Annotated in this window: 24 protein-coding genes and 1 pseudogene; 13 read left to right on the top strand and 12 right to left on the bottom strand. The window is 62.5% G+C overall.

What is annotated here, in order from left to right:
- Nucleotides 1-84: 84 nt before the first annotated feature.
- The 3 genes from NJQ98_RS07785 to NJQ98_RS07775 form a co-directional block, all read right to left on the bottom strand.
- Entirely contained in the window at nucleotides 85-915 is an 831-nt protein-coding gene (locus NJQ98_RS07785; RefSeq protein ID WP_262177582.1) for an MBL fold metallo-hydrolase, read from the bottom strand.
- A gap of 58 nt (nucleotides 916-973) precedes the next feature.
- Nucleotides 974-1,390 carry a hypothetical protein gene (locus NJQ98_RS07780; protein WP_262177581.1) on the bottom strand — a complete coding sequence of 139 codons (417 nt, stop codon included), beginning with the start codon at nucleotides 1,388-1,390 and terminating at the stop codon, nucleotides 974-976.
- A gap of 162 nt (nucleotides 1,391-1,552) precedes the next feature.
- Nucleotides 1,553-1,951 carry a YlbF/YmcA family competence regulator gene (locus NJQ98_RS07775; protein WP_262177580.1) on the bottom strand — a complete coding sequence of 133 codons (399 nt, stop codon included), beginning with the start codon at nucleotides 1,949-1,951 and terminating at the stop codon, nucleotides 1,553-1,555.
- A gap of 91 nt (nucleotides 1,952-2,042) precedes the next feature.
- Here NJQ98_RS07775 and NJQ98_RS07770 point away from each other — a divergent pair, with 91 nt between their 5' ends.
- From NJQ98_RS07770 to NJQ98_RS07745, 6 genes are all read left to right on the top strand, one after another.
- Nucleotides 2,043-2,573, top strand: a complete 531-nt coding sequence (locus NJQ98_RS07770; protein WP_262177577.1) for a hypothetical protein — start codon at nucleotides 2,043-2,045, stop codon at nucleotides 2,571-2,573.
- A 51-nt stretch (nucleotides 2,574-2,624) separates the two neighbouring features.
- On the top strand, nucleotides 2,625-3,671 hold the full coding sequence (gene dph2, locus NJQ98_RS07765; protein WP_262177575.1) for a diphthamide biosynthesis enzyme Dph2: 1,047 nt from the start codon (nucleotides 2,625-2,627) through the stop codon (nucleotides 3,669-3,671).
- Between the two features lie 62 nt (nucleotides 3,672-3,733).
- On the top strand, nucleotides 3,734-5,653 hold the full coding sequence (locus tag NJQ98_RS07760; RefSeq protein ID WP_262177573.1) for a PAS domain-containing sensor histidine kinase: 1,920 nt from the start codon (nucleotides 3,734-3,736) through the stop codon (nucleotides 5,651-5,653).
- On the top strand, nucleotides 5,646-6,092 hold the full coding sequence (locus NJQ98_RS07755) for a response regulator (protein WP_262177572.1): 447 nt from the start codon (nucleotides 5,646-5,648) through the stop codon (nucleotides 6,090-6,092). The genes NJQ98_RS07760 and NJQ98_RS07755 overlap by 8 nt, the downstream gene beginning before the upstream one ends.
- Nucleotides 6,093-6,094: 2 nt before the next feature.
- On the top strand, nucleotides 6,095-7,168 hold the full coding sequence (locus NJQ98_RS07750) for a hybrid sensor histidine kinase/response regulator (RefSeq protein ID WP_262177571.1): 1,074 nt from the start codon (nucleotides 6,095-6,097) through the stop codon (nucleotides 7,166-7,168).
- Between the two features lie 50 nt (nucleotides 7,169-7,218).
- A complete protein-coding gene (locus NJQ98_RS07745) occupies nucleotides 7,219-7,845 on the top strand; it encodes an METTL5 family protein (protein WP_262177569.1) in 627 nt (208 codons plus the stop codon).
- Here NJQ98_RS07745 and NJQ98_RS07740 read toward each other — a convergent pair.
- Together NJQ98_RS07740 and NJQ98_RS07735 are read right to left on the bottom strand one after the other, a co-directional pair.
- The gene (locus NJQ98_RS07740) at nucleotides 7,842-9,473 is read right to left on the bottom strand and encodes a rhomboid family intramembrane serine protease (RefSeq protein ID WP_262177568.1); all 1,632 of its coding nucleotides are present in this window, start codon (nucleotides 9,471-9,473) and stop codon (nucleotides 7,842-7,844) included. The two genes, NJQ98_RS07745 and NJQ98_RS07740, sit on opposite strands and share 4 nt — an antisense overlap.
- Nucleotides 9,474-9,533: 60 nt before the next feature.
- Nucleotides 9,534-9,953 (bottom strand): DoxX family protein, encoded by a 420-nt coding sequence (locus NJQ98_RS07735; RefSeq protein ID WP_262177567.1) that lies wholly within the window; start codon nucleotides 9,951-9,953, stop codon nucleotides 9,534-9,536.
- 136 nt (nucleotides 9,954-10,089) lie between these two features.
- On the opposite strand from NJQ98_RS07735, the gene NJQ98_RS07730 reads away from it, so the two are divergent.
- Nucleotides 10,090-10,467: a winged helix-turn-helix transcriptional regulator gene (locus NJQ98_RS07730; RefSeq protein ID WP_262177566.1), complete on the top strand. Its 378-nt coding sequence runs from the start codon at nucleotides 10,090-10,092 to the stop codon at nucleotides 10,465-10,467.
- Nucleotides 10,468-10,531: 64 nt separating this feature from the next.
- The gene (locus tag NJQ98_RS07725) at nucleotides 10,532-10,858 is read left to right on the top strand and encodes a DUF5789 family protein (protein ID WP_262177565.1); all 327 of its coding nucleotides are present in this window, start codon (nucleotides 10,532-10,534) and stop codon (nucleotides 10,856-10,858) included.
- Between the two features lie 40 nt (nucleotides 10,859-10,898).
- Here the strand turns inward: NJQ98_RS07725 and aglJ are convergent, their stop codons facing one another.
- Both aglJ and NJQ98_RS19215 read right to left on the bottom strand, forming a co-directional pair.
- Nucleotides 10,899-11,894 carry an S-layer glycoprotein N-glycosyltransferase AglJ gene (aglJ, locus tag NJQ98_RS07720; RefSeq protein WP_262177563.1) on the bottom strand — a complete coding sequence of 332 codons (996 nt, stop codon included), beginning with the start codon at nucleotides 11,892-11,894 and terminating at the stop codon, nucleotides 10,899-10,901.
- A gap of 548 nt (nucleotides 11,895-12,442) precedes the next feature.
- On the bottom strand, nucleotides 12,443-12,559 hold the full coding sequence (locus NJQ98_RS19215; RefSeq protein WP_489146074.1) for a hypothetical protein: 117 nt from the start codon (nucleotides 12,557-12,559) through the stop codon (nucleotides 12,443-12,445).
- A gap of 85 nt (nucleotides 12,560-12,644) precedes the next feature.
- On the opposite strand from NJQ98_RS19215, the gene NJQ98_RS07715 reads away from it, so the two are divergent.
- Nucleotides 12,645-13,496 (top strand): TrmB family transcriptional regulator, encoded by an 852-nt coding sequence (locus NJQ98_RS07715; RefSeq protein ID WP_262177562.1) that lies wholly within the window; start codon nucleotides 12,645-12,647, stop codon nucleotides 13,494-13,496.
- A gap of 92 nt (nucleotides 13,497-13,588) precedes the next feature.
- Here NJQ98_RS07715 and NJQ98_RS07710 read toward each other — a convergent pair whose 3' ends face one another.
- A complete protein-coding gene (locus NJQ98_RS07710) occupies nucleotides 13,589-14,722 on the bottom strand; it encodes a glycosyltransferase family 4 protein (RefSeq protein ID WP_262177561.1) in 1,134 nt (377 codons plus the stop codon).
- A 237-nt stretch (nucleotides 14,723-14,959) separates the two neighbouring features.
- On the opposite strand from NJQ98_RS07710, the gene NJQ98_RS07705 reads away from it, so the two are divergent.
- On the top strand, nucleotides 14,960-16,234 hold the full coding sequence (locus NJQ98_RS07705; RefSeq protein WP_262178765.1) for an IS4 family transposase: 1,275 nt from the start codon (nucleotides 14,960-14,962) through the stop codon (nucleotides 16,232-16,234).
- Here NJQ98_RS07705 and NJQ98_RS07700 read toward each other — a convergent pair whose 3' ends face one another.
- A complete protein-coding gene (locus NJQ98_RS07700; RefSeq protein WP_262177559.1) occupies nucleotides 16,235-16,735 on the bottom strand; it encodes a hypothetical protein in 501 nt (166 codons plus the stop codon).
- Between the two features lie 118 nt (nucleotides 16,736-16,853).
- Here NJQ98_RS07700 and NJQ98_RS07695 point away from each other — a divergent pair, with 118 nt between their 5' ends.
- Nucleotides 16,854-17,117, top strand: coding sequence for a DUF8023 family protein (locus NJQ98_RS07695; RefSeq protein WP_262177558.1), 264 nt, complete (start codon nucleotides 16,854-16,856; stop codon nucleotides 17,115-17,117).
- A gap of 16 nt (nucleotides 17,118-17,133) precedes the next feature.
- Here the strand turns inward: NJQ98_RS07695 and NJQ98_RS07690 are convergent, their stop codons facing one another.
- The 3 genes from NJQ98_RS07690 to NJQ98_RS07680 all read right to left on the bottom strand — a co-directional run bounded on the left by NJQ98_RS07690 (nucleotide 17,134) and on the right by NJQ98_RS07680 (nucleotide 19,629).
- Nucleotides 17,134-17,625 carry a PIN domain-containing protein gene (locus tag NJQ98_RS07690; protein ID WP_262177556.1) on the bottom strand — a complete coding sequence of 164 codons (492 nt, stop codon included), beginning with the start codon at nucleotides 17,623-17,625 and terminating at the stop codon, nucleotides 17,134-17,136.
- A complete protein-coding gene (locus NJQ98_RS07685) occupies nucleotides 17,625-17,918 on the bottom strand; it encodes a UPF0175 family protein (protein ID WP_262177555.1) in 294 nt (97 codons plus the stop codon). The genes NJQ98_RS07690 and NJQ98_RS07685 overlap by 1 nt, the downstream gene beginning before the upstream one ends.
- Before the next feature lie 316 nt (nucleotides 17,919-18,234).
- Nucleotides 18,235-19,629: an ATP-binding protein gene (locus tag NJQ98_RS07680; protein ID WP_262177554.1), complete on the bottom strand. Its 1,395-nt coding sequence runs from the start codon at nucleotides 19,627-19,629 to the stop codon at nucleotides 18,235-18,237.
- Between the two features lie 109 nt (nucleotides 19,630-19,738).
- Here NJQ98_RS07680 and NJQ98_RS07675 point away from each other — a divergent pair.
- Together NJQ98_RS07675 and NJQ98_RS07670 are read left to right on the top strand one after the other, a co-directional pair.
- Nucleotides 19,739-19,960 (top strand): annotated as a pseudogene (locus tag NJQ98_RS07675) (IS5/IS1182 family transposase); the annotation flags it as partial.
- Nucleotides 19,961-19,999: 39 nt separating this feature from the next.
- Nucleotides 20,000-20,542, top strand: coding sequence for a hypothetical protein (locus NJQ98_RS07670; protein WP_262177553.1), 543 nt, complete (start codon nucleotides 20,000-20,002; stop codon nucleotides 20,540-20,542).
- Nucleotides 20,543-20,573 lie beyond the last annotated feature (31 nt).

Genomic DNA, 20,573 nt, shown 5'->3' with positions numbered 1-20,573 from the left:
GTACTCCGCCGCCGTCAGTTTGGGATTATTTCACACAATTGACGACCGAACTGTGCGAGTGGTGGAGCTCGGGCCGGCGCCGAATCAGAGGTCGACGCGGTCGCCGATTTCAACGATTTCCAGGCTCTCCGGGTAGTCGAAGCTCCTGGCGTGGTTGTGTAGCACCGTCGGCTCCGCCGTCATCCCCTTCCACATGTCCCAGTGGGTCGGGAGCAGCCTATCGAGCTGGAGTTCGTTGGCCGCCTCGATTATCATGTTCTCGTCGCTGTACCACTGCGTGCGCTCGGGCTCGCCGGTCTCGGAGTCCGGAATCATGCCGACCGCGCCGAAGGCCAGCACGCCGAGGTCGATGTCGTAGGCCTCGCCGACCGGTTCGAACGCGCCCGGTCGCGCGTCGCCGCCGTGGAAGAAGGTGCCCGACTCGTGCTCGAAGACGAAGGAGACGGGGTGGTCAGCGTCGGGGTCGTTGGCCGGCTCGACGTGGACCGTCAGGTCGCCCAGTTCGAGCGTGTCGCCCTCCGCTATCTCTTCGAGCTGGTCGTCGGTCACCGACCAGTTCCCCGTCCAGTCCTCCTCCTGAATGACTTCGTGGCCGCTGTCGGTCGTGTAGTAGGTCGCGCCGGTGGCCGCGAGGATGGGGGCCTGGGACGGGCCGTGGACGTGGTCGGTGTGTTCGTGGGTCCCGAGGACGGCGTCGGCCTCCGTCACGTCCGAGGGCTCGAACGGCACCGGCACCATCCGGACGGTCCGGGGCGGGTCGCCGATGCCCAGATACGGGTCGATAAAGACCGTCACGCCGCCGCTCGTCTTGACGATGAAACCGTTACAGCCCAGATACCAGACCGCCAGTCCGTCGGGGTCGGCGTCCTCGACCGCGCGCAGGAGCCAATCGCCCCAGTCGGATTCGACTGTCATGGGCGGGACTGCGCGGGGCGGTGGCTAAGGCCTTACGACCGGTGACCGCTCGCGAATCTCACGCGGCCGTCCGAGCGCGACCCATGACTGTCAGCAGGGAGAGAAACAGGACCATCGGGACGTGACAGACGATAACCGCCGTGAGGACGTACCGCAGTTCGGCCCACTGGAATCGGGCGGCGAGTTCGGGGACGACCCACCACGAGACCGCCGCGAGGACGAACGCCAGGTCGACCACGACGGAGTACACGTCGGTCACGGCGAAGAAGAACTCGGTGTACCGCCCGACCCCGTCGCTGAGGAAAAACAGCCCGGCCGTGAGAACCAGCGCCACCGTGCCGGCGGTCGCCACCAGCGCGAGGTTCGTCACGACTGCCGACAGCCCGCGGTTCAGATAGAGAAACGGGGGCAGCGACAGGAGCAGATACAGACTCACGAACGTCGTGGTGTCCCTGACCGGATTCGTCCCCACCATACTTTCCCACCTACTCGCCAGTAATATACGAACATACATCACTTTATCCCAGTCTCCGTCGGCGCTACCGAGCGGTCGCTACCGGCGAGGCGGTGCTATCGGCGCGACAGACAGGTTCCCGTCGCTCCGGACCGTGCGAAAGAACGGCAGAAGGGTCGCGGTTCAGTCCTGACAGCAGCCGCCGGCCGTCTCGCCGAAGTCCACGTCGAGCTGGGCGGAGACGAGCTCGTTTATCTCCTGGAGGCGGAGTTCAAGTTCGTTCTGGAGCTCCAGGTACTCGCTCATCGAGGGGATGTCGTGGAGCTCCTCCTGGGCCTCCTGGACCTTGCGGAGGTCCTCCTGGGTGGCCTGGCCGGTCTGACGCGCCATCTGGAACTCCTCGCGGAGCTGTTCGAACTCCTCGATAGCTCGCTGGGCGTCGGCGTCGTTCTCGACTTTCGCCTTGGCCTGGCGGTACTCCTGGTACACCGGTAGCTGGGCGATGCTCTCGCCGAGTTCGGTCGCGAGCTGGTCGACGTGGTCGTCATCGATTTCGGTGACAGTCTCGGTCTCGATGCTCATTACAACCGCGTTGGGACTCGTGCGGTAAATGTGTGCCGAAGGGGGCAGACAGCGGCTCGGGTTATTTACGAACCGCCGACGATGGCAGCCCATGGAACTGCTCGACGGGCTTCTCTTCGTCGTCGGCCTCCTCATCTATTTCCTCCTCCTGTTGATGCTGTCGGCGGGTATCATCGCGGCGATGACCGGCCTCCTCGGACTCGCCGGGGGCGTCCTCTCGGTGCCGCTGCTGTACGTCCTGCCCGACGTCCGGCAGTTTCTGGTGCGGGCCTCGGGCGGGCGACCCGACGAGGCGACGCCGACCTGGCGAGTGGTCCTCAGACCGCGATACCTCCTCCTGTCCGTCGTCTTCGGCGTCAGCTACGGGCTCGCGGTCGTTGTGTTACTCGACCCGCTTATCCAGGTTGGGCTGTTCCCCGGGGCCGGCGAGGTCACCCCCGGCCTGGTCGTGATACCGGTCGTCTTCACCGGCGTGACCACGCTGGTGGCCTACGGCGCCCACCGACTGTCCAGCACGTGGCCGGCGGGCGCGTCGAAACGGGGCGTGTTCGCCCAGTGGCTGGCCTTCGTCGGCGTCGTCACCACGGCGGCGACGGCGGTCGCACTGCTCGTGTGGCTGTGAATCCGGTCGGAAGCGCGGAGGTTATCCCCCTCGAACGGATATACGGGTCCAATGAGCCAAGAGCGAACCGAGGGGGACCTGCGGAACACGGGCCTCTCGCTGAAACACGACCGCGAGTGGGACTACGAACTCGACCGCATCGTCGATGCCGTCGAGGAGCGCGACGCCGAGACCGTCGGCCTCCAGTTCCCCGAGGGACTCAAGCGCCGCGGTCCCGCGGTGACCGACGACCTCCGCCAGGAGCTTCCGGACGACGTACAGGTGATGATGTCGGGCCAGCCCTGCTACGGCGCCTGTGACCTCGACACCTACATGATGCGACGGACAGACGTGTTCGTCCACTTCGGCCACTCCCCGATGAAGGAGTCTGACAAGATAATCTACGTCCCGCTGTTCTCCAACGTCGAGGTCACGCCCATCATGGAGCAGGCCTTCGAGGAGGAACTCAGCGACCCCGACGAGGACCCGGACGTCGGCCTCGTGACGACGGCCCAGCACATGAACAAGTTCGGCGAGATGCGCGAGTGGCTCGAAGCCCGGGGCTACACGGTCCACACCCAACGGGGCGACGAGCGACTCACCAACGAGGGACAGGTGCTGGGCTGTAACTACGCCAGCGCCGACGTCGACGCCGACCAGATTCTCTACGTCGGCGGCGGGAAGTTCCACCCGCTCGGGCTCGCGATGGAACACCCCGAGAAGAACGTCATCATCGCCGACCCGGTCAACAACGCCGTCACCATCGCCGACACCGAGAAGTTCATGAAACAGCGCTACGGCGCCGTCCACCGTGCGATGGACGCCGAGAGCTGGGGCGTCATCTTCTGTACGAAAATCGGCCAGGGCCGGTGGGACCAGGCCCAGGAAATCGTCGAGAACAACGACGACGCCTACCTCATCACGATGGACGAGGTCACCCCGGACCGGCTGACGAACTTCGGGATGGACGCCTACGTCAACACCGGCTGTCCGCGCATCACCACCGACGACGGCCCGCAGTTCAAGAAGCCGATGCTCACTCCCGGGGAGTACGAGATTGCCGTCGGCGAGAAGGAACTCGACGAACTGGAGTTCGACACGTTCCACGGCACCTGGTAGCCCGTTCTCGCCGTTGAGAACTGGGGCCGTACGCATTTGTAGGTCGCCCGTTCTGTTACCGTATGGCTTCGACAGGGGAGTCTCCCCTCTACCGGGATATCTTCGAAGTAGCCCCGGACCCGATAGTCGTTCACGACGCCGATACCGGGGCGGTCGTCAACTCGAACCCGGCGGCCGCAGAGCTACTCGGGTTCGACCGAGCGGAACTGGTCGGGACACACGTCGGCGCGTTCAGTCCGCCCGGATACACGACCGAAGACGCGAACGAACTCATCCGGGCGGCAGTTTCGTCGGGCTCGAAAACGGTCGAGTGGGCGATCCGGGATGCGGATGGGGACAAGCGGTGGGTCGAAGTGACCCTGAAGCGGGCGGAGATAGACGACCGGACTCGCGTCGTCGCGTTCTTCCACGAGATCACCGACCGGAAAGACCGGGAGCAAGCGCGTCTGGAGCGCAACGAACAGCTCACCACGCTGATCGATAACCTCCCCGTCGTCGTGTTCACTATCGACCCCGACGGCGTGTTCACCCACTCGGCGGGGAAGGGGCTGGAGAGTCTGGGACTCGAACCGGGCGAGCTCGAAGGGGTCCCGGTGTTCGAGGCGTACGCCGACTACCCACACATCGTCGACGCGGCCGAGACGGCCCTGAACGGCGATGAGGTACGGGTCACCCAGGAGGTCGGCGAGCTGGTGTTCGAGACGTGGTACCGACCACTGTTCGACGACGGGGAACTCTCCCAGGTCGTCGGCGTCTCCCGGGACATCACGGACCTCAAGCGCCGCGAGGAGCGCGTCGAAGCGCTCAGCGACGCGACGAACGAACTGCTGTACAGCCGCTCGGAGGAGGCCGTCGCCGAGACCGTCACGGGAATCGCACAGCGCATTCTCGACCGGCCACTGGCCGCGATGTGGTCCTACGACGGGAGCGAGGACACCCTCTATCCCATCGGCGCCGCTGGTCCGGCGACCGACGCGGACGGGCCGGCCGGGCTGTCCCCGATAGGTCCCGGGACCGACGAGCACCGGATATTCCACTCGGGCGACCCGACCGTCGTCGAGGACTACCAGGAGCTCGCGAACCCGTCGGCGACGGAGACACAGCTCCGGACGCTGCTCTGTCTCCCATTGGACGAACACGGGATGCTGTGTATCGGCTCCACGGCGATAGCGCCGTTCGACAGCGACGAGCGGTTCCTGCTCGAAATTCTCGCGAGCACGGCGGCCGCCGCGCTGGACCGCGTCGAGCGGGAGACGAAGCTCAAGGCGAAGCAAGCCGAGCTAGAGCGCTCCAACGAGGCGCTCCAGCAGTTCGCCTACATCGCCTCCCACGACCTGCAGGAGCCCCTTCGGATGGTATCGAGCTACGTGGACCTGCTCGACAGCGAGTACGGGGACGAACTCGACGAGGAGGCCGCGGAGTACATGGCCTACGCCGTCGACGGCGCGAACCGCATGCAGGAGATGGTCGACGCCCTGCTCAGGTACTCCCGCGTCGAAACGCAGGCGCGGGAGTTCGAGCCGACGGACCCGGGAGCGGTAGTGTCCGAAACGCTGGACGCCCTGCGGATGCGGCTCGACGAGGTCGGGGCCACCGTCTCGGCGGGGTCGTTTCCGGCAGTCAGAGCCGACCCCAACCAGCTCGGACAGGTGCTCCAGAACCTGCTCGAAAACGCTATCCAGTACGCGGACGAGGCGGGCGTCGAGCCCCGCATCGATATCGACGCGACCGAAGCCGACGGCATGGTCGAGTTCCGCGTCTCGGACAACGGGCCGGGCATTCCCGATGGCAAGGCCGAAGACATCTTCGAGATATTCAAGCGGGGCGGGGCGCACGACGCGGACGGCACCGGTATCGGACTGGCCGTCTGTCAGCGAATCGTCCAGCGACACGACGGGCGAATCTGGGCCGAATCCGACGAGACGGGCGCGACGTTTCGCTTTACGCTCCCCGCCGCCCCGGAGGGGGAGACGGATGAGTGAGACCGAGACGAGCCGGGCGGTCGAAATCCTGCTGGCCGAGGACAACCCCGGCGACGTCAAGCTGACCGAGAAGGCACTGGAGAAGGGGAACGTGCTCAACAACCTCCACGTCGTCAACGACGGCGTCGAGGCGATGGCGTTTCTCAGACAGGAGGGGGAGTACGACTCGGCGCCCCGGCCGGACCTGCTCCTGCTCGATTTGAACATGCCCCGGATGGACGGACAGGAGGTGTTAGCCGAGATGAAGTCCGACGAGGACCTGCGACGCATTCCGGTGGTCGTCCTGACCAGCTCCGCGGCGGAGGAGGACATCGTCGAGTCGTACGACCACCACGCCAACGCCTACCTGACGAAGCCGGTCGACTTCGACGGGTTCGTCGACATCGTCGGCTCCATCGAGGAGTTCTGGCTCTCCGTCGTCAAGCGACCACCGAGATGAGTATGTCCGACGCCACATCCCGCCTGGACGTGTTACTCGTCGAGGACAACCCCGGCGACGCGAAGCTCGTCGACCACCATCTCGACCGCGCCGGCGCCACACACGTCGTCGACGACGTCTCTCTCACGAAGCTGGAATCGCTCGGCGCCATCAAGGACGTGGAAACCGAGGGATACGACGCGCTGTTGCTGGACCTCGGGCTCCCCGAATCGACCGGCCTGGAGACCCTCGACCGGGCGACCGATATGGTCTCGGAACTGCCCATCATCGTCCTGACCGGGATGCAGGACCGCCGGAAGTCGATGGAGGCCATCGAGCGCGGCGCACAGGACTACCTCCCGAAGTCGGGCCTCGACGGGGACCGGCTCGTCCGGGCGCTCCGATACGCCGTCGTCCGGAGCCGCCAGCAGCGCACCCTCCAGCGCCGGCGCGACCAGATGGAGTTTTTCAACAGCATCCTCCAGCACGACATGCTCAATGGGATGAACGTCATCCGTGCCCGCGGCGAACTCCTGGCGGACACCCTCGACGGAGACGACAGGGAGTACGCCGAGACGATAGTCGACTGGAGCGACGACATCATCGACCTCACGGAGAAGGTCCGCTCCGTGCTGAAGACGCTCTCCGAAGACGGGATGAGCGAGATGCAACAGCGGGATCTCGGTGTGGTGCTCGACGCCGCGGCCGACCGCGCCCGCTCGAAGAGCCCGGCGGCGACGGTGAACAACCACGTGACGGATATCGAGGTCGCAGCGGGGAAACTCCTCGAGGACGTCTTCGGGAACCTCCTTCTCAACGCCGTCGAACACGGCGGTGAGGACGTGACCATCGACGTGACCGCGACCGTCGGAGACGTGTTCGTGACGGTCGTCATCGCCGACGACGGGCCGGGCATTCCGCCCGCCCGCCGCCGCCAGGTGTTCGACCGCGGCCAGAAGGGGTCCGGCTCCTCGGGGACCGGGTTCGGGCTCTACTTCGTCGACTCGATGGTCGAGAGCTACGGGGGGAACATCTGGATCGAGGAGAGCGACGACGGCGGCGCGGCGTTCCACGTGGAGCTGCCGCGGACAGAATAACCGCTGAGCATGTGCAAACTTTTTTCCATGATTCTGGCGTATTGTCACTGATGCCGACAAAGCGCGCTCTCGCCCAGCAACTCGGTGTTGTCGCCGGGTTCGACGACCCCCGGGCCGACCTCGAACAGTACCGGACCCCGCCGGAACTCGCGGCCCATCTGGTCCACAGGGCCGACCTGGAGGGGGACATCCAGGACCGGACGGTCCTGGACCTGGGGTGTGGGACGGGGATGCTCGCGCTCGCCGCGGCGCTCCGGGGCCCCGACACCGTCGTGGGCGTGGACATCGACCCCGACCCGCTGTCGACGGCCCGGAAGAACGAGCGGAAGGTCGGCTCGACGACGTCCGTGTCGTGGGTCCGGGCCGACGCGACGCGGGCCCCGCTCCGCCCGCCGGTCGCCGAGACGACGGTCGTGATGAACCCGCCCTTCGGCGCGCAGTCGGGCAACGAACACGCCGACCGGGCGTTTCTGGCGACCGCCGCCGAGCTGTCGAGCGTCTCCTACTCGCTGCACAACGCCGGCAGCGAGGCGTTCGTGGAGTCCTTCGCGGCCGACAACGGCGGCGAGGTCACCCACGCCTTCGCCGCCGAGTTCGAGGTCCCCCACCAGTTCGACTTCCACGACGAGGCCTCCCGGAGCATCGACGCCGAGCTCTACCGCATCGAGTGGCACTAATTCCCCGCCCGGGCCACCACGACTCGGGTACCGTTGCCGGCGGCGTACAGCCGTGACCGGTTTCGCTCGAACGTGAGGCCGCCTATCTTCCGACTCGACAGGTTCGCGGGCACCGGGCCGCGGTCGAGCGTAGACCCGTTCCGCCCGACGGCTATCTCGAAGCCGTTCCCGACCGGCCGAAGCGTGAGGTTCCGCCCCGCAACGCGGCCGTCCATCGTCGACGGCTCGGAGGTGTAGACCGTCCGGGCCTGTCCGCCCTCGCCTGCCAGCGACACGCTGTAGACGCTGTCGTTGCCCGGGACCGACCAGCTCCGTCGGTCGACAGCTACCGTCTCGCGCCAGCCCAGACCGCCGACGACCACGGTCGCGTCCCCCTGGAGGTCCAGCCGCGAGCGGGAGACCGCGACGGTCCAGATTTCCCGGTCGGCGCTGGCGACGACGACGCCGCTCTCCGTGATGTTCCCCCGGGCCGTCGGCGGCAGTGGCATACTGTCGACGTAGGCGTTGGGGACGTCCTCCTGGTAGGTGACGACGTAGTCGCGCACTTCGAGTCCGTCCTCCGGGAGGTCGCCGGGGTCGAGTGCCGCGCCGTTTGCGGGCACCGACGCGAGACAGAGCGCCGCGAGCGCGACCACGAGCGCGAAGCCCGCCGCCGACGGCCACCCGCCGTCGAAGTCCGGGAACGCCCGCCGGTCGGTGTACAGCGTCGCGGCCGAGACCAGCACCGCAAGCAGGAGGACCAGGGCGGTTCCGAGCCAGCGAAACAGGGTGAATCGACCGCCGCCGACCGGGATATACACCGCCCAGAGACCCTGAACCACGGCGAATACCAGGGTCGCGAAGAAGACCCGGTCCGGCCCGGGCCGCTCCGAGCGCGCCCACAGCAGCGCCGTTCCCAGGAAGACGCCGGCCAGCAGCCCGATGGCGTGTCCCTGGATGGCGATGTTCGCCCACCCCGGTGTCACGTACTGGACGCTCCCGCCGACGGTCGGCTCCGGCGACCGGAGCGCCGTGTACACGAGGTCGATGACGCGGCTCCCCAAGAGCGCCCCCAGGAAGAGGTAGGGCCGGGTCACCAGCGCGAAGCCGGCCAGGGCGAACACCACGCCGGAGAAGCCGACGATGGGGCCCAGGGCGAACACGCCGGTGAAGACGCCGACGGCGACCATCACGACCGGGACGACCAGTGTCCGGGCCAGCGGGTTCGTCCGGAGCGAGCCAAACGAGGACGCGCCCCGCTGTTGCGGGTAGTGGCTCCAGGCGTACTCGACGACCGTCCCGTAGACGAGCGTCCCCAGCAGGTTCCCCGTGACGTGACCGAGGCTCCCGTGTGTGAACGGGCCCGCCAGCATCCCCAGCGGGTAGAAGTACGACCACGTCCGGAACGGCGTCACGAGCAGGTCCGCGTGCCAGTACGCCCCCTGAACGAAGAGATACACCGCGAGCACGCCGGCTATCGTCAGCAGCGTCCCCCACGGCACCCCCAGGAGGAGGCGGCGGCGAAGCGCCGAAACGGGTCCAACGCCTATCAGCCGCCGGACGGCGACCCACGTCGCGAGGACGGCGAAGACGACGACCAGCGGTCGGACCGGCACGGCGGAGAGGACTGCGGCCGGCGACTGTAACATTCAGGCAGACATCGACGCCGGGAGGGTTTGAAATTGGCGACCGCCGACGCCGTCGGTAATCTAGAAGACGCCCACGCCCAGGCTGTACGGCCAGGCCGTCCCGGCGACCGAAAGCAGGGCGATGGCGCCGCCCGCCATCGCGACGTTCTTGAGGAATTGGGTCATCTCGTCTTGCTGTTGGTCTTCGGGAACGGCCCAGAAGTCGTGCATCGCGACGGCCGAGGCGATCAGGAAGACCGCGAGCGCGCCCGCCGCCACGACCGGGTAGGCGCCGAGGACAAGCAGGAGGCCGCTGAACACCAGCAGTCCCCCGCTCCCGTAGACCGACGCCGCCGGGAACGGGATTCCCTTCGCCTCGGCGTAGGGTATCATCCCTTCGGCGCCTGTAAAGTGGTTCAGGCCGGTAAAGGCCAGTACCCCACCGAAGAGGACCCGCGCGAGGAGGAAGAGTTCGGCCGTGCCGGCCGTCTCGAACACCATCAGGCCGACACCTCATGGCCGCGGGTTGTCGTATGGCTATCAGTCTGCAGCGCGAAGTGTGGTTTCATTACGTTACTTGGTTCGGATGCGAACCTATATATCGCTTCCCGGACATAGAAGATACCAGGTCACACCGATGTCATCAGAACTCTTCGCAGACGAGGCCGAGACGAACGACGGCGCCTGTCCCGTCGTCGAGTCCATCGAGCAGGTCGGGTCGAAGTGGCGGCTGGTCGTCCTCCACGAACTCCAGAACGGCGAGCGGCGGTTCAACGAACTCAAGCGGGCCACGGACGCCAGCTCCCGCACGCTCTCGCGCGTCCTCGACGACCTCCAGGAGACCGGCTTCGTCGAGCGCCGGCTGGAGGAGGACGCGCCGGTTGCGACCTACTACCGGCTCACACCCAAAGGCGAGTCGCTCTGTCCGGTGTTCGACGAGATAACGGCGTGGGCTGAGGAGTGGCTCTCCTCCTGCGAGGGGGCGGCGAAATCCCCCAACAGCGCCGACGATTGACCCACGCTCGCCGAGACCGCGTCGAACACAGCCTTTTCCATCCCGAAGCCCCTCACTCCGGACAATGGGAGTACAGCCACCGACCGACGACACCGAGGAGCCGACCGCTATCGAGTTCGGCATCGCGGCGCTCGACGCCAAGCTCGGCGAGGAGACCATCGACTACCCCGCCACCGCCCGCGAAGTGCGCGAGCAGGCGGGCCACATCGAGGTGCCCTTCGACTCCGCCGGCCACAGCATGACCGTCGGGGAGGCCCTCGAAATGGCGACAGAGACCCGCTTCGACTCCGAGCAGGAGCTGTTCAACGCGCTCCATCCCCCGTTCGAGCGAAAGCGGGAGGCGACCTCCAACAGCCTGTTGACACAGCTTCGGGCCCTGGTCCCGTTCTGAGCCGGCCCGACGCGTGGGCGGCGATTGACCTCCGCCCGTCTCAGTTCTGCCGGTTCTCCGGGGCCGGCGCGTCCGTCTCGTCGTCCGAGCTCCGGGCGGCCCGGCGCTCCTCGCTCAGACGATTGGCGATGCTTTCGAGCTGCTGTGTCTGCTCCCGGCTCACCGTCACGATCATGTCGGAGAGGACGCCGAACATCAGCAACTGAATTCCCAACACGACGGCGATACCGCCGACCGTGGCGATGACCTCATGGGAGACGCCCCTGACGAACCAGTCGTAGATGACGTAGACACCCAGCACCGCCCCCACGGCGATGGTCGACATGCCGACGCTACCGAAGTAAAAGAGGGGGTTGTTCGTCTTGGCCATCCGGTACAGCGTCACGAGTATCAGTCCGCCGTCCCGGACCGGCCGGAGGTTCGTCTCGGACTCGTCGGGCCGTGGCAGGTACGTTATCGGAACGACGACGGTTCGGACGCCGTGTTTGACGCACTCGACGGCCATCTCCGTCTCGATGCCGAACCCCTCGGACGACAGCGAGAGCCGCTGGAACGACTCGCGGGTGAACGCGCGATAGCCGCTGAGTATGTCGGCGTAGTCGTGGCCGTGGATGAGTGAGAACGCGCCGTTGATGATGCGGTTGCCGACCCGGTTGAGCCGCGTCATCGCGCCGGGTTTCATGTCGGCAAAGCGGTCGCCGATGACGTGTTCGGCCCGCCCGTCGAACAGCGGTTCCAGCATCCGGTCGGCCTCCTCGGCCCGGTAGGTCTCGTCGGCGTCGGCCATCAGCACGTAAGGCGCCTCGATATACCGGCGAACGGCCTCGCGGACGGCCTGTCCCTTCCCCTCGCCCGACTGCTCGACGACGCGTGCGCCGGCGGCCTCGGCGAGTTCGTAGGTGTCGTCCGCGCTGCCGCCGTCGACGACGAGGACGTTCTCGAACCCCGCGCCGCGAAACCCCTCGACGACAGACTCGATGGTCGCAGCCTCGTTGTAGGCTGGGAGCAACACGCAAACGTCGTCTCGGTCGGCCATTGTCGAACGTCTGCCACGCGCACTCAAATAAATGCGGGTCCCAGGGTGTGTACTCAGCGTCGACTACTCGACCCCGCTAGCGACAGTCTGTAACCGCACCGCCACTCTTCAGCCCCGGAAGCCCTCACCCGCTCGACGCGGCTGTGCGGGATATCCTCGCGGCGCTCGGATAGGGCCCGCGCAGCCGCGCCGACCGCGTTCGCCCTTCCAGTCCGCCAGGCAGAGCTGGCCTTCCCTCCCCCGACTCAGCCGATGAAACGGCTTCGTGGCCGGGAGTGCGTGCCGTCGCACGACCCGGGGAAAGGCAGGCTATCGGGGTCGTCCCTGGCGGACTGAAAGGGCGAGGCTGGTCGCGGGCGCTGTGTCGGCACTACCGAGCAAAGCGAGGTATCCGTCACAGCGCCCGCGAGCAGTCGAGGGCTTTCGGGCGGTAAGTAATCGCAGTGCAAACTGAGACTACGTCGATTCCTAGCGAGCAGTCGAAAGCTCTCAGGGTCCGATTCATCGCAGCCGCTGGGGGCAGAGAAAGCGCTCCGAACGTTCCGGGGTCAGTCGTCGCGGTCCTCGCTCATGTGTTCCCACACTTCGACACAGCCACAGCCGTCGTCGACGTCCTGCAGGTGTGCGTCGTCGCGCTCGCGGGCTTCGGATTGCTGGTTACTCACGTTGCGAGTAACTAACTTGAGCGGCGGATAAATACTTTCCGGCGTTTCCCGCGCGTTTTACCTACCAGGCCACAGAGGGGAGAGTATGACCGAAGCGTCCGACGTGTTCGACCGCGTTGGGCTGACCGAGTACGAGACGACGGCTATAGAGCAGCTGCTGACGCTGGGCCGGACCACGGCGCCGAATCTCGCCGAAGCCACGGGCATCCCCAAGGCCCGCATCTACGGCGTCCTGGAGTCCCTCGCAGACCGGGGGTTCATCAAGGTGATACCCGGCCGCCCCAAGGAGTACCAGCCCAAGGCCCCCGACGAGATACTCGACCGCGCCATCGAGAACAGCCGCCAGTCCTACGAGGCCTTCGCGGCCGACATCGAGGCCGGCCGGGACGCCTTCCTGTCGGAATACGGCCCGCAGTTCGAGCGCGCCAGCGAGAACATCTCCCCGACAGCCGAGCTGTTCCACGTCGTCGACGTGGGCGAACCGAGCGAGCGCGAGACTCGCCGGCTCTACGGCGACGCCGAGGAGACGCTCGGCATCATCACGAACAGTTTCGCGTATCTGGACAGCGTTATCGGGGCGCTGGAGGGGGCCGTCGAGCGCGGCGTGGACGTGTCGGTGCTCTTTCTCCATCCCGACGCGTTACCGGCGGAGAAGGCGGCGGTCCAGGCTGAGATGGTCGAGCGGCTGGCGTCGGAGCTGCCGGACGTCGGCATTCGATTCAGCACGGAGAAACTGCCGTGGCGGGGGACGCTCGTCGACCCGAGCATGGACTACGACGGCGGCGAGGCGATTCTCCTGGTCGAGGAACCAGACGTGCCAAACCACATGCGCCAGGCGGCCCTGACGGAGAACGGGTCGTTCGTCGCCGGTATGAAGCGGTACTTCGATTTGGTGTGGGAGTACGAAAGTGCATCTTCTATGGACTCCCGAAGATAGGAATCGATGACGCCTAAAAACCAAGGTGACGAGATTTCGGAACTGCTGGCAGAACTGACTCGATAGAGTCAGTATCGCTCTCAGAGAAGCGCTCACAGTTCGTCGAGTAGTTCCTCCAGGCAATGTATCTGTGTCTCGGCGGAGAACCGGGAGACGCGGTCACGCTGGGCATCGGGATCGTGGTTATCCAGTGCCCTCTCAATGGCGGCAGTCCATGCCTCCGTCAATTCGATATCTCTAACGATTTCTCCAGTCTCTCCGACTACCTCGGGCAGCCCGCCGCGGTCACTCACGACACACGGGATACCGCTGACCATCGCTTCCGCTGGTACCCGGCCGAACGGTTCTTCCCACCGTGATGGAACGACCACCACCTTCGCGTCTCGGTACACCGTTCGTATGTCCTCACACCACTCGATGTATGACACGTTATCCATTTGCTCGGTCTGTTCCTCCATCTCCTGTGAGGGCAACGGCCCAGCGAGGATGAACGACTCTTCGGACATCTCTTTCGCGATCTTCAGGAAGATATCAGGCCCCTTGTATTCGGCCCGAGGATTGACCATCACAATGGAGCCGCTCGTGTTGTACTCGACACGGTATTGCTCCAACTGAATTGGTGGATAAATAACGCGTGCGTCGATATCGAACAGTTCCGCGAGCCGGGAACGCGTGAATTCACTGTTAGCAATAGTGTGCGACGAGAGCTGTGCTGCCTCTCGATACTGTCGAAAATTTCGTCGGAGGAACGGATACTGAACGCGTCCACCGAGGTCCGTCTGCCGAAGATTTGCGATAGTCCCTTTTTCGGGATTATATTTCTCGTACCCAGTCAACGCCATACTTCGTACAAAAAACAACGACGGAATCCCGGCCTGATTCGCAACGGAGATAGCTGCTGGCGCGACCCGGTTCTGTGTGAGTATCAGGTCGTAGGTGTCATCGACGACAGACCGCAGTTCCCGCCTCCACTGGTGACGGGCGTACACCTGATTCATCCACGTGAATTTCGGGACTGATCTGATTTGAATCGAATTGACCTCATACTCGTATTCGGTCGTCGGCCACGCGTCGATTGGCGGGGTTTGGTATACGGTTACAGAGATATCCCTATTACGGGCTAAACCATTGAGGAGGGTCAACAGAGATTCACGGGCACCGCCTGATTTGGCCGTAGCAAACTTCTCGTAGACTATAAGTACGTTGTCTATGTCAGTTGAGTGCATATGCTGGGTGTTTTATTCCGTTTCTGCTTCTATGTTTATCCGCCTTATTTTACTTTACATGATGACTACAGTGTTCGTAGTCTAAATGTTCGGTAGGAGATATTGGGGAATGGGTGTTTACTCATCCGTCTTTAGCTAAGAGAAGAACCACGTGACAGCGGCGGCTTATCGAGGCTACTTTTCGAGAGGAACGAGGAGGCGGCAAGTGTGCACCAAGACGCCTCCTCATCCCGAATTATGCGTCGTCTCACTACACTGTTTCCCTCCGAGTTCCTCGAAGAGCACGCCGAGCAACTCGGCGTGGTCGAGCGAGAGGGTAAGTTGCAGATTCCAGCCCTCGTGTGGGCGCTCGTGTTCGGCTTCGCCGCAGGCGAAAGCCGAACACTTGCTGGCTTCAGACGCAGCTATAATTCGACAGCCGACGAACCGATCTCTCCCGGCGGCTTCTACCACCGGTTAACGCCGTTACTCGCCGAGTATCTCCGCGACCTCGTCGAGTACGGTCTCGACGAGGTCGCTGTTCCCGACGCTGTTGACGCTGATATCGGCCGATTCAGGGACGTAATGATCGCTGATGGAACCGTCCTGCGGTTGCACGAGTTCCTCTCTGATGAGTTCCAAGCACGCCACGAGGAGCAGGCTGGAGCGAAGCTCCACCTGCTCCACAACGCCACCGACCGGACGATTGAACGTTTCGACGTGACTGACGAGAAAACACACGACAGCACGCTGTTCAAGACGGGTTCGTGGCTACACGGACGGCTCGTTCTGTTCGACTTAGCGTACTTCAAGTACCGCCGCTTCGCGTTGATCGACGAGAACGACGGCTACTTCGTCAGCCGGCTGAAGCAGAACGCGAATCCGGTGATAACAGAGGAATTACGGGAATGGCGCGGGCGCGCCATTCCCTTGGCAGGCGAGCAGATCCAGGATGTGGTCGATGACCTCTCGCGGAAGTACATCGACGTGGAGGTCGAAGCGGAGTTTAAGCGAGGGCAGTACGAGGGAACACGCTCGCTGGACACGAAGCGATTCCGCGTCGTCGGCGTCCGCGATTCGGACGCCGACGACTACCATCTGTACATCACGAATCTGCCGAGAGAAGAGTTTCTCCCGTCGGATCTAGCAACGCTGTATCGGTGTCGGTGGGAGGTAGAGACGTTGTTCCGTGAGCTGAAGACGCAGTACGAACTAGATGAGTTCGACACGAGCAACCCGGCTGTCGTGGAAATTCTGCTGTACGCGGCGTTGCTGTCGCTGTTGGTGAGCCGTGACCTGTTGGATCTGGTCACTGAGCAAGCCGACAATGAGATCGTGTTTCCGCCGGAACGCTGGGCGGCGACCTTCCGGTCGCACGCCCAGCTCATCCTCCACGAACTCGGTGAGTATCTCGGTTACTCGCCACCGCCGCTGTTGGAGCGGCTGTTCGAAGACGCACAGAAAATACACCAGCAACGACCGATCTTACAGGATACGCTCGCTACCGCTACGCAACCGAGGTGTGAGTCTTAGCTAAAGACGAATGACGATAGCCATCTGTTCCCAAAGTTCCTCAGGGAAGTCATTATTCTGGGATTTTTCTTTGAACTTTGCGAACCACCAGATGAGATAGTCCCGGAATAGTAATTCCTGCAAAAGAAACAGGATTGCAAACAGGATAATTCCGGTCAGTGCAAATAGCCGAATTGGTGGAATCCATGTTAATCCAGAGTGCATACTGAAACTGGCGAGTAAGGAAATGATACCAGCGGAGGTGAGAGAAGTGAGAATAGGTACTGTTCTATCCATTATTTTCTCCTCCGGAGCGAAGGGACTGGCTTGAGCTATCCTGCGCAAAAGAGTGGCCCCCAAAAGGCTAAAACCGATTAACTGGCTGATTAGCGGGTGGTTTGGGAGTGAGTAAGCCAATAGAGCAGTAGCTAACAAGGCTGCCAAAGTGATTTCAAATCCTACACCACGTTCTGGTGTTTTAGAGAAGAACTCATCAGCAAGATTAGGCCGATCTCGGCTCACAGTAAACTGTTTTCGTATATTAATATAAGTCGGACGGGTATAGCACCGAGTCACTACCTCACTTTTACCGAACCACCCGAGACCGGCGGGCATGGCCGTACGGACGGCCTGAGCAACTATGTTCGGAAAAATCGACACGGTAGACACAATCACTGGCGGGATTTTCACCCTCGCCTCGCTCGCAACGACTGGAGTCTACACCGGCGGCAAGCTCCAGCCTGGAAACATCGCCCTCTCGGATTCAGTGTGGTCCTCTGGCGGGACGGCTATCTCTCTAGCGTTCATCATCGGCCTTGGTGCGCTGGTCGTCGCCTACGCGACCAACCGCCTTGACGACGGCAAGAAGGGCCGGGCGTCTCTGTCAATACAAGCAGTGCAGTGACCAGTGAGGAGGCACCCTATGATTCGCCGAGTTCTCGAAGTTTCCGTTGTACCTGCGTATACACCTGTGGGGAAAGATTCATCCCTGCATCCACGAGGTCATACAACACATCGGTCGCTTCTGTGGCAGTCAATACCCCTTCTTTCGTACACTTAAGCAGTAGCGTTGTCACCCACCAACACTCGACACCGTGACTCCGGGCGACTTCGATGAGTCCTTTGTCGTTGGCGAGGAGCACTTCTTCTCCTTCGTCGGCAAGCAAAATTACCGATGCGTCGGCCACAGCTATCCCCTCCAACGATGCGACGGTTTCAGTGTCGGTTGGCATCTCACAGATCGACACATCATCAAAAAAGGTAGCCAGTGCAGCAGTCCCTCGCTTCCCCTCGGCGAGGACCTCATCTCGAACTTGATGGGTTGTCCGTAGTTCATCGAAGATTGCCGAGATGAGGTCAAGACGACCAATCCGTGCGAGTGGGATCAGTGCGGACGAATCAACGACAGCCATCAAATCCGCCCAAGATCTCGTTCAAGTTCGTCAGTCGTGTATCCGGTATCGATACCTTCCTCAGCGGCAAGAGAGAGCATTTCGACGTACGTCACGTCGGCAATCTCGGCCGCCCGACGGAGGGTGATGGTATGCTCTCGCAGCTGTTCAAGTGCCTTCTCCTGGCGCCAGTCTGTGAGGCCTTGTCGGATGAGCCGGCGCAGCACCTCCGAGCGGTCTGCGGTGAGCTCTTCTTCAAGTGCGGACAAAGCCTCTTCATCGTCTTCGGGTATTCGAGTCGTGACGGTTTTCATCGTTACAATATAGTACGATACGTTACGTAATAGATGTAACGGGGCATGGAGCGAAGGGAGTGCCTCTCCTCGGAGAGCTTCAAGCATATCACTCGCTCTTTACACTGTCAGTTCCCAGTCCCATCGACCGGCTGTTTCAGGCGATACTGTATTTGAAGAAAAGGCTTTCAACAAAGCCTCAATTGAATACTTTGTCCCAATGTATCAACTGCTGTTGCGCTTCAGCCACAAGCAGTCGTTCGGACAGAGTCATTTTGTTCTACCGGGTCTACAAGCAGAGCAGGCCGAGTGCCTCGGGGCTTGACCCTGAGAGAGTTCACTTCTCGGCCGCGAATAAGTTCTTCAGGTCCTCAGGACTGAACAGAGACCAGTTGTCGTTGAGATCATCGGCAAGCCCCTCGACGAAGCCACTCCTCGAGAAGAGGGCGAACTCTTCGTCCCGAGTAGGCGATCCCCACCGGACGCGGTCCGCTTTGTCACGCAGCGAGCTAACGAGTGAGTGGCCCACCGGTTCAGTCGTCCATTTGCACTCGGCGAGCAGAATACGATCATCGTCTGGAGCGAGGCCGACAATGTCGATTTCGTCTTCTCCGTACCACCACCGCCCAACCTCAGCGTACGGTCCAAGTTCGCTACGCCGAATCGCTTCCCACACGCCTTCTAGACAAATATCCTCAAATGTCGTTGCAACGTGATCGGGGAGATTGGGTTCGATTGTCCCGTCGTAGACGATTTCTGGGGCCTCTTCGATACTGGAGCGATTCGGCTCGACGAAACGAAACCAGAAGCGAAGGAACTCGTCGGCAACCCGGTACCGCGATCGCTTCGACTGCTTTGCCGAAGCCGTTACTGGAACGTCGCGGTCGATGAGACGCAGACGGCGGAGCGTTTGGAGGTACTTCGATAAGGGACCGGAATCGATTCCCGTAGTACCGGCGATCTCGTTGGGGGTCGTATGCCCGGTGGCGACAGCCTCGAGGATGCTCATATATCGGGCGGGCTTGCGCAGCTCAGTCCGGAGCAGGAACTCGGGTTCGTTGTAGAGTACGGCTGTCGGCGAGAGGATCTGTGTTCTGATGTTCTCGTCGAGGGATCGGTCGTAGTCGAAGAGTGTGAGGTACATCGGCGTTCCACCAGTGACCGCGAACGACCGGATCGCGTCCTCGATATCGTATGCGATTACGTCTCGGGCTTGCTGGAATGAGAAGGGCTGCACGTCGATCTGCCGCGTTCGACGACCATACAATGGGCTCTCGTGGCCGAGTACCTCTGACTCCATCGTACTCACGCTGGAGCCACACAGTACCAGCATCGAGTCCGTATCTTGGAGTTGCTCATCGACGAAGGACTGGAGGTAGGACGGAAGCGAGTCGTTCTCATCGACGAGGTAGGGGAACTCGTCGATGACGACAACGAGGCGTTCAGTAGCGAGTTTGTCGCCGAGGTAGTCAAGGGCCTCGTCCCAGCCGTCGATGCGGGGGACGCGGTCGTCGAAGTAGTCAGCGACCTTCTCGACGAACTTCTCGCGCTGTCGGTCTTCGGCTTCCTGGGCCGCCAGGAAGTAGATGTGCGGTCGATCATCACAGAATTCCTTGAGGAGTTCGGTTTTCCCGACGCGGCGTCGGCCGTAGACGACGTGGAAGTCGTGACCCGGTGACTCGAACGCCGTGTCGAGGGCGTCGAGCTCGTCCGCCCGATCGTAAAAGGTCATACTCTGAGTAATGATTACTGCGATAATGACTTATATCTTCCTCCGGGCTCAACGTCATCCCCCTCTTCATACGCTGGTGATGACAGTTTTCCGTCATGGCAAGCGCGGCGTCGCCAAGCCGATCTGGATGGTCGGTGATAGCCCCTATGACACGCCCAACTGCCACGACCACCTGTTGGCCGCAGGGGTTGTGCCAGTCGCTCCGTTCAACGTTCGAAACACCGACGACCCGAAAGACATCAAGTACAGGATCGAAGACTGCATCGAACAACACAGCAAGGACATTCAGCTGAAGCAGTCCACGTTAGATGAGAGGTACAGCTCATATACTCCTCACAAAATATTTACACACTCATTTTAATTTAGTAGTATGAATCGCCGACAATTTCTTTCAATCTCAGCCCTTTCCCTGTCTCTCTCCGGTTGTATGGAGGTGAGTTTTGTTGATGACAACGAAAATAACCTTCCAACGCCATCCCTCGACTCCGAGACAGAATCCCCTACACCGTCACAGACGCCGGAGCAACCACACGACCTCTATATCGTAAACTACACCACCACGAAAGAAATCGCAACCGTTCATATCCTCGATGAGAACTTGAACGCCGTCGTCGAGGGCCAGTACGAACTCCCATCTGAACGCGGTATTGAGTTCAAGGATATCGGTGCATGGGAGACGGAGTACAAGGTTGAACTATCGATAGACGGTACCGAACTGACACCGCTGATGTGGTTTACAGCCAGTTGCGCCTCGGTTGATGAAGCCCCGCGGGGGTCTCGGGACGGGTATGTTCAACTCCGTCGAGACGGTTCCGACAGGCTCCAAGCAACCATCGCCGTAAACGGCTGTGACGCAATCATCGGCCCGGAATATCCTACCGGGCCCGCACAGGGGTTTCGCGTCGAAGAATGAGACCAGCAACGGCATGTTCGATTAGTCGCTG

The organism is Haloarcula laminariae (genome assembly GCF_025457605.1).
Classification (GTDB): Archaea; Halobacteriota; Halobacteria; order Halobacteriales; family Haloarculaceae; genus Haloarcula; species Haloarcula laminariae.
This window is presented reverse-complemented; position numbering and strand designations above follow the sequence as displayed.